The following is a 13,275-nucleotide window of genomic DNA, read 5'->3' as shown; positions in this document are numbered from 1 at the left end:
CGCGTTCACTGAACCCTAAATTGGCTTGACGGTGAAAGCTTGTGTGCTATTAGACCATGGGATATGCTGGCTATAACAGACACAGAATATCTTGACTTGGCTATAACAGATGACGAAGTACGAGCAGTTAGCGCAGGAATTAAAGACACGAATAGCCCAAGGTGTCTGGCAGGCGGGGGACAAGTTGCCGTCGCTGCGCCAAACTGTGGCCGATTCGGGTTTGAGTCTGATGACAGTGCTCAATGCCTATCAGTTATTGGAAAGCCAAGGCGTGATCTCGGCGCAGGCTAAGTCTGGCTATTTAGTGGCGCCAAAGCCGGAATTAATCGCGCGGCAGGGAGAAGCCTTTCGTTATCCCGAGCGACAAAAGCCGATTTATCTTTCCGATAGCGTGGATATTAATGAGTTTGTATTCAATGTTCTGCAGGCTTCAAAGCAGGCGGATATAGTGCCCTTTGGCTCAGGATTTCCCGATCCTAGTTTATTCCCGCAACAAGCACTGGCGCGATCTTTAGTTAAGGTGACTCGGCACATGTCACCTTCTTTTGCCGCCGATAATTTACCGCCAGGCAATGCGGGACTGCGTAAGGCTATCTCCCAACGTTATGCCAAATTGGGCATGAGCATTTCGCCCGACGAAATCATCATTACCTCGGGTGCCATGGAGGCGCTCAACTTGAGCTTAGCGACGCTGACTCAAGCGGGTGATTGGGTTGTCATTGAATCACCGACCTTTTATGGCGCGATGCAAGCCATTGAACGGCTTAAACTCAGGGCGATTGCGGTTGCTACCGATCCACAACAGGGGATTGATCTCGAGGCGTTGGCAGAAGTGTTAAATACCTATCCAGTGAAAGCCTGCTGGTTGATGAGCCAACATCAAAATCCCTTAGGTTGCAGTTTATCGGATGCTAAAAAACAGGCGCTTTATCAGCTACTAAACGAGCATAAGGTCAGTCTGATTGAGGATGATGTTTATCAAGAACTCTATGTCGATTCCAGCGCGCCAAGGCCAGTAAAAGCCTTCGATACCGAAGGACGGGTGTTGCACTGCGGCTCATTTTCTAAGTCTTTGATTGCTGGTTATCGTGTCGGCTGGGTGGCGGCGGGATACCATGCACCGCAGTTACAACGCTTACAAGTCATGTCGACGTTATCGACCAGTGCGCCGATGCAGCTCGCCATCGCCGATTTTATTCAGTCGGCGCAATATGAACGGCATTTGAAACAGTTACGTAAAAAGTTAGCCAGCCGTAAATTGGCCATGTATCAATTATTGTGCGCGCATCTGCCCGAATCTGTGGGGGTCAACTTCGCCCAGGGCGGCTACTTTCTCTGGTTAGCGCTGCCATCACACATGGACGCTACACAAATTTATTATCAGGCGATTGAGCGTGGGATCAGTATTGCACCCGGAAATCTCTTTAGTAATCAGGTCGAATTCCGCCATTTTATGCGTTTGAATGCCTCATACGAGTGCTCGCCAGAGATAGTCTCTGCGGTCGTGGTGCTGGCCGAACTTATCCGCAACAATTTGCGCCGAAGTTAAAGGCTGTTGCTAAAAATTTTTAGACTTCTAGATGTCTATCTGTTAGCTTGTTGAACATGCACAAATCTTGTGCAATTCTCAATGTCGATTGAATACTGGGCTGCTACGGATAAGGAAGGGAAAATGAAATTAGAGTCACTGGCATTACACCATGGTTATGAGTCAGAAGCGACCACGAAGGCGGCCGCAGTACCTATCTATCAAACGACCTCTTATACTTTCGATGATACCCAGCATGGTGCTGATTTATTTGACTTAAAAGTCGCTGGCAATATTTATACTCGGATAATGAATCCTACTACTAGCGTGCTAGAGCAACGTCTGGCGGCCATTGAAGGCGGCATAGGTGCGCTGGCCGTAGCATCAGGTATGGCGGCGATTACCTATGCGATTCAAGCTTTGACTCAAGTTGGCGATAACATCGTCAGCACCAGTCAGCTCTATGGCGGCACTTATAATCTGTTTGCCCATACATTGCCGCGCCAAGGCGTTGAAGTGCGCATGGCGGCCTTCGATGATTTTGAAGGCCTCGATGAGCTGATCGATGACAAAACTAAAGCCTTGTTCTGCGAATCGATTGGTAATCCAGCCGGCAATATTGTCGATTTACAACGTTTAGCCGAGATTGCCCATAAACATGGCGTGCCTTTAATTGTCGATAATACGGTCGCGACGCCAGTATTATGTCGCCCCTTTGAGCATGGCGCCGATATCGTTATTCACTCTTTAACTAAATACATTGGTGGCCATGGCACGACGATTGGTGGCGTGATTATCGATTCTGGCAAGTTCGATTGGGTGGCGAATAAGGAAAGATTTGCCTTACTCAACCAAGCCGATCCTTCCTACCACGGCGTGGTTTACACCGAAGCCTTTGGTCCTGCGGCATTTATTGGTCGCTGCCGTGTTGTGCCGCTGCGTAATACCGGCGCCGCACTGTCACCGCACAGCGCATTTTTACTGTTGCAAGGCCTTGAAACCTTAAGCCTTAGAATGGAGCGCCATTGCTCAAATGCCTTGGCATTAGCGGAATATCTGGTGCTGCATCCGGCGGTCAGTTGGGTGAACTACGGTGCCTTGCCGAGCAGCCCTTATCAGGATAATTGCCACAAGATCACTGGCGGAAAAGCTTCTGGGATCATCAGCTTTGGGATTAAAGCGGCCACAGCTGAAGAGGGTAAGCTTGCTGGCGGACGTTTTATCGATGCACTGCAGATGATCCTGCGTTTAGTGAACATTGGGGATGCGAAATCCTTGGCCTGCCACCCTGCGAGCACTACGCACAGACAGCTCGATGCCGATGAATTGGCAAGGGCGGGCGTGTCTGAGGATCTTATCCGTATCTCGGTTGGGATTGAGCATATCGACGACATCATTAACGATGTGGCGCAGGCGCTCGATAAGGCACTGGCGAGCAAATAGCTCGTATCGAAGCTCGTATCGAATAGTCCATATTAAATAGCCGATACCTCATCGCTTTATTAAATCGTTAACAGTAAAAAGCCGCCATCGATTCAATTTGATGGCAGCTTTTTTAGTGCTTTAAAAACGATGTTAATCTTGCTGCAGTCGATTTCTCGCCTTCTGATAGAAGTAAGAAACAGTCAGCAAAATGACCCCGATCAGCATAAAGGCAATCACCTTTTGCACTAGCTCGAATGAAGCCATATCCAGTAATAGCACCTTGAGCGTCGATAAGGTAAATAGCCCAGCAGCGAGGCGGATCATATCGGCATTTTGTGGTTTTAAGCTGATAAACATCAACACACTGCCATGGATAACCAATAAAATCGCGCTGAGTGGGGCGGCAATAATGTTATCGAAGCTATAACTCCACATGAAGTAACTTAAGGCGAGTAACAGATGCCAACCCCACTTAAGTCCTTGTAAAGGTAAGATGCGTCTATGCAAGCGTATTGCTGCACCGTGCTGCAAGATAAGCCTTGCTAGGAGTGCCAGTGATAAAAACTCGATTAACATGAACGAGGCATTATCACAATTAAGCCCGAGTGTTAGCTCAAAATGGAACATGATGGGCAACAGGGCTAAGCCTAAAGTGAGACCATAGGCGAGATGGTAGCTTTCCTTTATTGCGGCTTGGATTTCGGCGGCGAGGGGGAATTTTGCGCTATATGAGGCTTGGCCTACAGATCTCTGACTTAAACCTCTCAGGCTTAAACCTCTTTGGATTAGCAATGCAAAATAACCACTTAAGGCTAATGCTGTCATCGCTATTCCTACTAGCTCAGAATGATTAAAGCCATAAACGATCACGGCCGTTACCAGTGCAAAGTAATAAGGGCTCAATTGCCATTGTAGTTGCAGCAAGGGGCGCCATGTCTCGGGTAACTGGCGGTAGCGGAGCAGGGTGAAGCTCATAAACAGGGCGCCAACGGCTAGCGCCGCGAGTCCTTGCCAAGCGTGAATAAGGCATAGCGAGGCTGTCATAAGAACCGCTAGCCAAGTGAGGATTTTGGCTTCTATGTTCAAACTCTTATGTTTAACAAAGTAGGCTAAACCTAGGCTCATAAAGGTGCTCAGCCAGAGTGCAATAGCGGTATATTCCCAATGGTTGCGGATGACTTTGGGCAGCAGAATAAGCGGCAGCAGCAAATAGCAGAAGATTTGCATCGTATAAGCGGCTTTGGCAAATAAGGCATCTTTATAGTGGCGACGATACCAATAATGGGCCAAGAGTAGGGCTGAAAATAACTCAAACCGTGCCAGTTTTGCCATAAGCGGTTGGGCACTAAAGCTAAAACTGCCTGTGAGTATTATGCCTTCAACAACCTTAAACAGCAGCGGCAATAGTAAGAGCCAAGCAGCAAACTCGCTCACAACGAGTCTGTCCTTTGCGCTCAAATACAGCAGTAATAGGCTGACGAGTGGCAAGATGGCGAGGTAGTAATCGCTGCTCAAAAGGTAAGCCGCGAGGATAATTGTCGCCACATAAAAACCGCTTAATAGCTCTTTTAACACTCTGTTTAGCTGACTTTCTAGGGTCGAAAGCAATGCATGATGGAGTGTTAATAGCCGAATCACTAAGACTAAGGCGGCGCAACTTAAGGCCTGTGCTAACAGTGGAAAGCCAAAAGCTGACAAGGGAGAAATTGGCGCCCCATCGATAAAGCTTGATTCTAAAAGGCTCATGCCCGTCAGTACACTAGACACATTGAGCCCTAATCCCATCAGCAGCAATACATAGGCTTCGGCGCGCACTGAAACCAGCTCTTCCTTGGTGCCAATCCATAGCAGTAATAAGGCTTCGAGCAGTAAGACTAAGCCGAGGAAATCATGGCTGAGTAAATACAGCGCCGCGAATCCGGCAAAACTTCCTGCAAAGACTAACAATAAGCCGCTGCGGGCTTTTTCTAAGCGGCTTTTTAGCTGCCAATAGAGGGCTGCACAGATCAGCGCGTTGACCGCAAAGATTTCCCCTGCGAACTCAGTAAATTGCGTTAATTCGAATAGCACAAAGGCGAGCAATGCTATTGGCATGGCGAGTATGCGATGGCTCAGTGCATTATGTTTTTCATCCTGATGGGTAAACGGTTTGGTAAATAGTAGGCCTGTGATGCCGTAGAGATAAAAGAACGCATTAATACTGATAAGCGCGAGCAGACTGTCGCCGCCAACGTCGCTGAGTGGCAATTCAATGAAATGGCTAAAAGTTTCGATGCAGCCTATGTGCAACAGGGCGGTGATTTCCAGTAGCAGCGGCCACTTAAGTTTGCGACTCTGGGCAAGGGCGCCTGCACCAATAAGCAGTAAATAAGGCAGATACAATAGCGGCGCATAGCTTTGGGATAACAGCATCATAGGCGCGGTTGAGCCACCGACTAAGGCGATCACGGCGATCACTTTGGCATCTAAGCGCATCGACAGGCCATAACCCGCCAAAGTGATCAATAACAGTAAGATAAAACTCGCGCTATTGGGTATTAACTCAAAATACGGCCCAATAAAGTACGCGCAGAGATAATTAAGTATGAGTCCGAGTCCGACAATACCTGAGCCAAAATCCGCCATGCCCGCGCGTTTTTGGCGAATAAAAATCCCGCCGGCTATGATAGCGTTCGCGCTGGCAAACCCGAGTAGCGCTTTGCCAAGTTCTGAAAACCAATGGTTGATTGAATATTGCAGTAAATAACCAAAGCCTAAGGTCAGGGTGATGATCCCTGCGACAGTCATTAAAAAGACAGGTCCTAATCCCTTAGCCTGATAATGATGGTAGAAAGATTTGACTTGCTCGTTGACTGCCGCAAAGGGTGCCATGACGGCCGCGAGTCCTTGGGATAGCAACTCATCAAATTGACTCGCCGCTTGCACGCTTGCCTGCAATTTGACTTCATCACTCAGCTGTTGATTTTGTGCTTGAATAGGGTGTTCGGTTTTAGCGGTTTGTTCTGTCGAGGTATTTTTCGTTTTTCTTTGCCAAGGGTCTTCTTGCCAAGATTCTGTTGGTATAGGGCCTTGCTGCCATGGGTTGGGTTCTGCTGGGGCTGGTTCTACGGAAGCTGGCTCAAGGGTTGGTGTTTGTGCCGCATAGGTTAATGTAGGCGCGTTATCGGCGGCGGTGAGCACAGATGCAATTGATGAAGCATTCGCTGCCATATTCAGAGTGGTTTCAGCTGCGTCTTCAGTCGCAATTTGCTGACTTAAGGTCTCGAGCTTAGTGGAGAATTCTGCTAATTGACGACCGAGCGAAGATTGCTGCGATAAATGCAGCGATTGTAACTGTGCCAGCTCAGCTTTTAGTTGGGCAACGTCATCCTTTAACGGCATATCTCATTCCTAAGTGTTTAAGTGCTTAACTCATAAACCTTTGTCGGCAAGAAGTGTACTTGTATGTGTATTTTTCGGCTAGTTGTTGTTGATTTTTAGGAAATCTCCGACTGCGACTTTTCCAACATGTCATTGCTCAGCATAAAAAGAGCCCTGTATAAAAAAGAGCCAGATATTGCTAGCTCTCATTTAACGTGTCAATTTCGATGAGGTTATTTTTTCTGTGCCTGCAGGATCACAAATTTACCGTTGGAGGCGACTGTGGTGCAGTTCTTAAATAAGCGCTGTAATTTTACATGGTAAGCCAGATGACGGTTACCGACGATATGTAAGATCCCCCCCTCTTTTAAGCGGCGGCGGGCATCTAAAAACATCTGCCAAGCGATATGATCGGTAATGGCTTCACCTTGATGGAACGGCGGGTTACACAGTACCAGATCCGGTTGGACTTCTTCTGGTAGATGCGTCATGCAATCGTCCCAATAGAAGTGGCCTTTATCTGCGGGCAATTGGTTGCGTGCCCAGTTTGCCTTGGCTGATGCGACTGCCATTTCAGAATCATCGATAAAGTGAATGTCAGCCTCTGGGAATAACTGGGCGGTGCGTAACCCCAGCACGCCATTGCCACAGCCGAGATCAACAATCGACTTAAAATCCCCTTTGGGCAGATTCTCTAGCATGATGCGTGCGCCAATATCGAGTTTGTTGGCGGCAAACACATTACTTAAATTGCTGATCTCAAGTTGATATTCGGGTACGGCCCAAGTGACTTCTTTGGCTAATGGTCTTGATTTGCCATCACTGACACAGGTGATCACTCGCGTGTTTTTCCACGCTAAACTGGCGCTTGCGGGGCCTAAATGCTTAGCAAAGATGTCGAGTAAGGCGCCATTAATCGATTTGGCTTTGGCGGCCACTAATACACGAGTACCAGCGGGTAACACTTGCGACAGGCGCGTAAGCTGGTGGGCAAAGTAGCTTAAGTTCTTAGGCAACTTCATCAATACTAAGGCTAAGTTTTCTGGCAAAGTATCGCGGCTGGTAAACCATTGCAGATTATCCATTGGCAACTGATTGCGGCCATGGTTTTGTTCTGTGCCTAAAAAGCTGGTTCTGGCATCGGTTTCAACAAATAGCGGCCAACTTGGATGCAATTTAGATAAACCGCAGCTTAAGGCGCCGAAACTGTCGTTGATAATGGCGGTTGGCACGGCGGCTTGCTCTGACTCAATAAGGCTTTTGAGTAAGTGTTCATCGGCGGCATCCCAAGCTTGAAGATTAGATTCCTGCTGAGCTGGATACCGTAAGAGTTCGAGTTCAACACCCGCTACTGAAAATTGTGTTGTCATGTGCCACACTGCGCCAATAAATTTAAGGCGCAGATTATCGCAGATTTCATGGCGCAGTGCGACGGCTCGCATGGAGGACGTCAATGCAGCAAGGTAAGTTAGGGTTTGATACAGAGGGTGAGGCTCAAATTAAACCGGCCATCACCTTAGTGCGGGGTTATCTTAATGCTGAGCAGCAAGCGGCGCTAATGAAAGAAGCGCTGACCTATCCCTTAAGCCGCCCCGAAATCCAAGTCTTTGGTCAGTTTCACGCAATTCCCCGCCAGCAAGTGTGGTTTGGCGATTTGGGCTGCGACTATTTATATTCAGGACTGTTTATTCGCGCCTTACCTTGGCCTAAATATGCTCACAAGTTGAGGGATAAGTTAGCGCGGGATTATGGTTTGGAGAGCAATGGGGTATTAGTGAATCGCTACGCCGATGGTAAAGATTGTATGGGCGCCCACAGTGATGATGAACCTGAAATTGCTCAGGGGAGTCATATTGCTTCTATTACCTTAGGCGCCACGCGGGATTTTGTGCTTAAGCATAAGCACAGTCAAACCAAGTACTGCATCAGTTTGCACAGTGGCGATCTACTGATCATGCACTGGCCTATGCAAAGTGACTGGTTACACAGTTTGCCTAAACGTTTGAAAGTAAAAGAGCCGCGTTGGAACTATACCTTTAGACAACTTATCGTTAATTTCCATGGTTAATTGCCTCCCGCTAACTGCCTATGGTGAAGCACTGCGAAATATGACTGGATATAAAGTGGTAGGGCATCAACAAATTGAAAGCGTGAATTTGATCTTTTCAATTTGAAGCAGTACTCTGCGGCAACTGGATTTCCCCATTCTGAGACTCGAATATGTCCAATACTCATGTGCAGGGCACTGTGGCTAACACTATTTCGCAGAAATTAACCGAATGCTTTTCGCCGACCCATTTAGAAGTGATTAACGAAAGTAATCGTCACCATGTACCACCGAATTCAGAAACCCACTTTAAAGTTGTGCTGGTGAGCGAGCAGTTTGATGGCTTACGTTTATTAGCCCGTCATCGATTGGTCAACACTCACTTAGCCCATGAGTTAGCCAATGGCGTGCATGCTTTGTCTATTCACACTTTCACTCAAAATGAGTGGGATGCGAATGCACAAGTACCTAATACGCCAAATTGTCGCGGTTAATTAATCGCTCAATAAGACTGTTTAGCTTAGATTTCAAGGCCACTCTTCATAGAGTGGCTTTTTGTTTTAGGCCAACTTAAGACCGTTTTTGGATTTGCCGACCTTAGTTTCTAGTTTCCCTACCTTAGTTTCTGTGTTAACAATATGTTTTATTTTAAGAGGTTGGGCGATGTGATTGTCGATACCCATCCTGAGTGCATTTCCATGTCAGTTGGATCCATGCGCTCGTTTGACATCAGGGAGACTATTAAAAATGCGTAAGTTAGGGAGTTTGTTTATCTCAGTGCTGCTGATGGGACTGAGCGGTTGTAACCCCGTCTCCAGTGATGCGCAAAGCGTAGCCGCTTCCCATGCCGCAACTGATGTTCCCCACGCTTTACCTGCTATTGAATGGCGTCTTGCAACCTCTTGGCCGAAAAACTTCCCCGGTTTAGGCATGGCTCCTGAGCGTTTTGCGCATTTAGTCGATGAAATGTCTAACGGTCGGTTAAAGATTAGCGTTTATGGTGCGGGTGAGTTGATGCCCGCTTTTGCCGTATTTGATGGTGTGAGTCAGGGTAAAATTCAAATGGCCCACTCCGCTTCTTTCTACTGGAGAGGAAAAGCGCCCGCAGCGCAGTTTTTTTCATCGATCCCCTTTGGTATGACCGCACAGGAAATGAATGGCTGGCTTCACTATGGCGGTGGTATGGAGCTGTGGACTGAAGTGTATCAACCCTTTGGGATTATCCCCTTCGCGGGAGGCAATACAGGGATGCAGATGGGCGGCTGGTTTAATAAACCCATTAATACTATTGCGGATTTTAAGGGATTGAAGGTCCGTATGCCGGGCTTAGGTGGTGAAGTGTTGAAACGCGTTGGTGCTGTACCTGTAAACATGGCGGGGCATGAACTTTATGGTGCATTGCAAACGGGGGCGATTGATGCCGCAGAATGGGTAGGGCCAGTGAATGATCTTGCCTTCGGTTTACATAAAGTGGCTAAGTATTATTATTATCCAGGTTGGCATGAGCCAGGTTCAAATATGGAATTCTTGATTAATACCGCTGCCTTTGAGAGTTTACCTGAGGATTTACAGGCCATAGTCAGAGTTGCTGCGAGAGCCATTAACCAAGATATGCTCGATGAATACACGACCCGTAACGTGACCGCCCTTGAAACCTTAGTGAAGGACGAAGGTGTGGAGCTTAAAGCGTTTCCACCGAACGTCTTGTTGGAGCTTGAGAAAATTTCCAAACAAGTGATTGAAGATCAAGCGAATCAAGATCCCTTAATGCGAAAGGTGTACGATGCCTACCACACGTATGAGCAAGGTGTGCGCCAGTACCATAAAATATCTGAGGATGCTTACAGTCAACAGCGTCAACACTAAATGATGGTTTTTTTACTGCAAACTGTCACATTAGCATCTGATTTATATGAGATGATTTCATCTTAGATTATCTTGTTATCGGCGTAATTCATTTGGTGTTATGCTTGCAAGCCATAAATAGACAGTTACAGTGGCGTTGATGTCGCCCTGAGAATTTGGAGATCCCTATGCCATTACTTGATAGCTTTACCGTCGACCATACTCGGATGAATGCCCCTGCGGTTCGTATCGCTAAGCATATGAGCACGCCAAAGGGCGATGCTATTACTGTATTTGATTTACGTTTTTGCGCACCGAATAAAGAGATCCTCAGTGAGCGCGGAATTCATACTCTAGAGCATTTGTTCGCGGGTTTTATGCGTGACCATTTAAATGGCAGCGATGTTGAGATCATTGATATTTCGCCAATGGGATGTCGTACCGGTTTTTATATGAGTTTGATTGGTGAACCCACAGAGCGCCAAGTGGCCGATGCGTGGTTAGCCGCGATGGAAGATGTGCTTAAAGTGGTTGAGCAGTCTGAAATCCCTGAGCTGAACGAATACCAATGTGGTACGTATGAGATGCATTCATTAGAGCAAGCACAAGATATCGCCCGTAATATTATTGCGGCAGGCGTAAGTGTTAATCGTAATGACGATCTAAAATTAAGCGATGAAATTCTAGGTAACCTGTAATTGTTCGCACTCTTATAGTATGAGAGTGCTTCGTTAGTAAATTCAGTTTCCTGAAGTTAATAAGAGAAAGCGACGAGAGTCGCTTTTTTTTTCATTCAAATTCAGCTATTTTACAAGTTAATAACAAAAACACCGTACGCTAACAAAGTTTTTGGGAGCTTGGTATGCCTAGTCGTTACTTCACTGTATCACTTTGTGCAATTTCTGTATTTCTTGCCTGTTCTAGCACAACGTTCGCCGATGATCTTCACAGTCAAATGCTTGAATTGAACAAGCTCAATGACACATTTCATTCAACGTCTAATCGTTTAGCATTAGGTCAATTGACGGCTTTGACGGTTTTGCCTGCGGATCTGAGTGGAAATCCCGCGAGCATCAGCATGCGCAGTGCGACTCAAGGTATTGCGGTATTACAAGATAGAGTGTATTTCTCCCCTGCGCCGTATTCTGCACCGCAATTACAACTCTTACCTAATCTGCTGCAGCAGCAGAGTGTTACTGCCACCCCGATGGCAAATATGGCTGTCGGTGGGCAAGGTGCGTTTGGGGTGGTGAGTTATCAAACCTTACCTGTTGCTGAGCAGACCGAGAATAGTAAGGCGACTCTCGAGGGCAATACCGATTCAGACTACAGTGTCGATATGAATTGGGGAGTTAAGCAAAAAGAGTATGGCATGATACTCGCGGTTAATTATGCAGATAATAGCGGCGCCGATCACTTGCTCAATGGTCAAGACACAGACCATCAAACGACAGACATCTTATTTAAAATCAATGCTGCGAGTTTACTCGGTGCCAGAAGTCCACAGGTGACTGAGTTTACTTACCAGTTTCTCGATGATGATAGCTATCGCTCTCAACTTGGATTAACACAGGCCGATTGGCAACAAGATCCTATGAGTTTGTATTCGGCCACTGCGGCGGATAAACATCAGGGGCGACATCATAAGTACCAACTGTCTCACCAAGTTACGCTCAATAGTGGGCATAAGGTCACCACAGACTTTTACTACCAGTCCTATTCGCAGCAATTAAACCAACTCAATCAATTTGATGGGCAAATGTTCGATGCCCAGAGTCTTGCTGCATTGGCCGCATTTGAACGTCAGCCGACAGTCGATGGCGTCGAACTGGCTTCTTTACAACAAGACAATGATTTCAGCTCCTTTGGGGCACAAACTGAATCAGTGAATCAGTATGGTGCCCATCAAATTATCTATAGTGCCCGTTATCATACGGATAAAGCCGAGATGCACCTTGGCGATCAACAGAGTCTATGGCAGCAGGACTTGAGTTTAGTGAGTGATGCACAAAATGCGTTATTGGCCTATACCGACGATGCAACAGCATTTACTTCGGCAATCGATTCTTTGTTTAATTGGGACGAATTACAGATAAAGCTCGCGCTTGCCTATGAACAAGTGAGCGTCAATCGCAAGGTCGATTTAGCTTATGTAGGACTGGATGCGGCTGATTTCTCCGACAGCGATTGGATGCCACAACTCGGTGTTTTATATGATGCTGGAGATTGGCGCTTTAGTACGGATATTCGCCGCTCATGGACCGCCGCGAGTGCAGGTAATCTTGAGCAAGAGGCGCAAGTGTCGCTGCAATATCAAGTCAGCGCCCAATATGCCAGCGAGCATTTTAGTGCTGATATCAAAACCTACGTCCAAGATTTTGAAAATCTTCATGTGAATTGTGATGCGTATACCCAATGCGCCGACAGTCGTTTGTGGGTTCAAGGTAATGTTGTGGATGTACTGACCAAAGGAGTTGAGCTGAATCTTGGCTACCAGTGGGATATCGGTAGTGTACAGTTACCATTAGTCTTAAATTATCAATATTCGAATTCGGAATATCAAACCAATAGCTGTAACGAAATCCAAGGTTGCGTTGTGGCTGGTGATAGAGTGGCTTGGTTACCTGAGCAGCAATTGCATTTTAGTGCTGGAATGAAATATGCCGAATATGAATTGAATGCAAATGTCTTTTATCAATCCGAGCGGGAAATGGGCCAATTTGGCGCTGAATTACAGCCTATCGCAGTACAATGGCGTGTAGATTTAGCGGCGAATTATCATTTTGATCGCCACCATGAGATTTATTTTAGGGTAGAAAATCTCTTAGATGAGTCATTAGTTACGACAGCATCAAATAGCGGAATTCGATCGGGAAATGGACGTATTAGCTATTTAGGTTATCAATGGCGCTTTTAAATTGAGTTTTATTTTGTTTGAATTTAAATCAATTGAAACAAATAAGATCGATTTCGGCTGCGTTTAGTGGACGTTTCGACTTTTTGCTAAATTAAATCTTTAATTATTAATGCTATAGTACCCAGTGGCCGTAATATTCTCTCTTTCTGATCA

At 46.5% G+C, this 13,275-nt stretch carries 9 protein-coding genes; 7 read left to right on the top strand and 2 right to left on the bottom strand.

Annotation, left to right across the window (positions count from 1 at the left end; all coding sequences use genetic code 11):
- Window positions 1–109 precede the first annotated feature (109 nt).
- Together L5M38_RS05120 and L5M38_RS05115 are read left to right on the top strand one after the other, a co-directional pair.
- Window positions 110–1,549 carry a PLP-dependent aminotransferase family protein gene (locus tag L5M38_RS05120; RefSeq protein WP_263178493.1) on the top strand — a complete coding sequence of 480 codons (1,440 nt, stop codon included), beginning with the start codon at window positions 110–112 and terminating at the stop codon, window positions 1,547–1,549.
- A 123-nt stretch (window positions 1,550–1,672) separates the two neighbouring features.
- Window positions 1,673–2,971 carry an O-acetylhomoserine aminocarboxypropyltransferase/cysteine synthase family protein gene (locus tag L5M38_RS05115; RefSeq protein ID WP_131523875.1) on the top strand — a complete coding sequence of 433 codons (1,299 nt, stop codon included), beginning with the start codon at window positions 1,673–1,675 and terminating at the stop codon, window positions 2,969–2,971.
- Window positions 2,972–3,103: 132 nt separating this feature from the next.
- Here the strand turns inward: L5M38_RS05115 and L5M38_RS05110 are convergent, their stop codons facing one another.
- Together L5M38_RS05110 and L5M38_RS05105 are read right to left on the bottom strand one after the other, a co-directional pair.
- Window positions 3,104–6,334 (bottom strand): DUF2339 domain-containing protein, encoded by a 3,231-nt coding sequence (locus L5M38_RS05110; protein ID WP_263178492.1) that lies wholly within the window; start codon window positions 6,332–6,334, stop codon window positions 3,104–3,106.
- A 212-nt stretch (window positions 6,335–6,546) separates the two neighbouring features.
- Complete coding sequence (locus tag L5M38_RS05105; RefSeq protein ID WP_113939937.1) at window positions 6,547–7,683, bottom strand: methyltransferase; 1,137 nt, start codon at window positions 7,681–7,683, stop codon at window positions 6,547–6,549.
- A gap of 83 nt (window positions 7,684–7,766) precedes the next feature.
- On the opposite strand from L5M38_RS05105, the gene L5M38_RS05100 reads away from it, so the two are divergent.
- The 5 genes from L5M38_RS05100 (at window position 7,767) to L5M38_RS05080 (ending at window position 13,122) form a co-directional block, all read left to right on the top strand.
- Window positions 7,767–8,381: an alpha-ketoglutarate-dependent dioxygenase AlkB family protein gene (locus L5M38_RS05100; RefSeq protein WP_263178491.1), complete on the top strand. Its 615-nt coding sequence runs from the start codon at window positions 7,767–7,769 to the stop codon at window positions 8,379–8,381.
- 152 nt (window positions 8,382–8,533) lie between these two features.
- Window positions 8,534–8,854, top strand: a complete 321-nt coding sequence (locus L5M38_RS05095) for a BolA family protein (RefSeq protein WP_028761572.1) — start codon at window positions 8,534–8,536, stop codon at window positions 8,852–8,854.
- 253 nt (window positions 8,855–9,107) lie between these two features.
- Complete coding sequence (locus L5M38_RS05090) at window positions 9,108–10,226, top strand: TRAP transporter substrate-binding protein (RefSeq protein ID WP_263178490.1); 1,119 nt, start codon at window positions 9,108–9,110, stop codon at window positions 10,224–10,226.
- Between the two features lie 167 nt (window positions 10,227–10,393).
- The gene (gene luxS / locus L5M38_RS05085; protein WP_028761570.1) at window positions 10,394–10,903 is read left to right on the top strand and encodes an S-ribosylhomocysteine lyase; all 510 of its coding nucleotides are present in this window, start codon (window positions 10,394–10,396) and stop codon (window positions 10,901–10,903) included.
- 164 nt (window positions 10,904–11,067) lie between these two features.
- Complete coding sequence (locus tag L5M38_RS05080; protein WP_263178489.1) at window positions 11,068–13,122, top strand: TonB-dependent receptor domain-containing protein; 2,055 nt, start codon at window positions 11,068–11,070, stop codon at window positions 13,120–13,122.
- Window positions 13,123–13,275: the final 153 nt, after the last annotated feature.

Origin of the sequence: Shewanella sp. SM101, from assembly GCF_025654465.1 — a bacterium.
In the GTDB taxonomy this organism is placed as follows: domain Bacteria; phylum Pseudomonadota; class Gammaproteobacteria; order Enterobacterales; family Shewanellaceae; genus Shewanella; species Shewanella oncorhynchi.
This window is presented reverse-complemented; position numbering and strand designations above follow the sequence as displayed.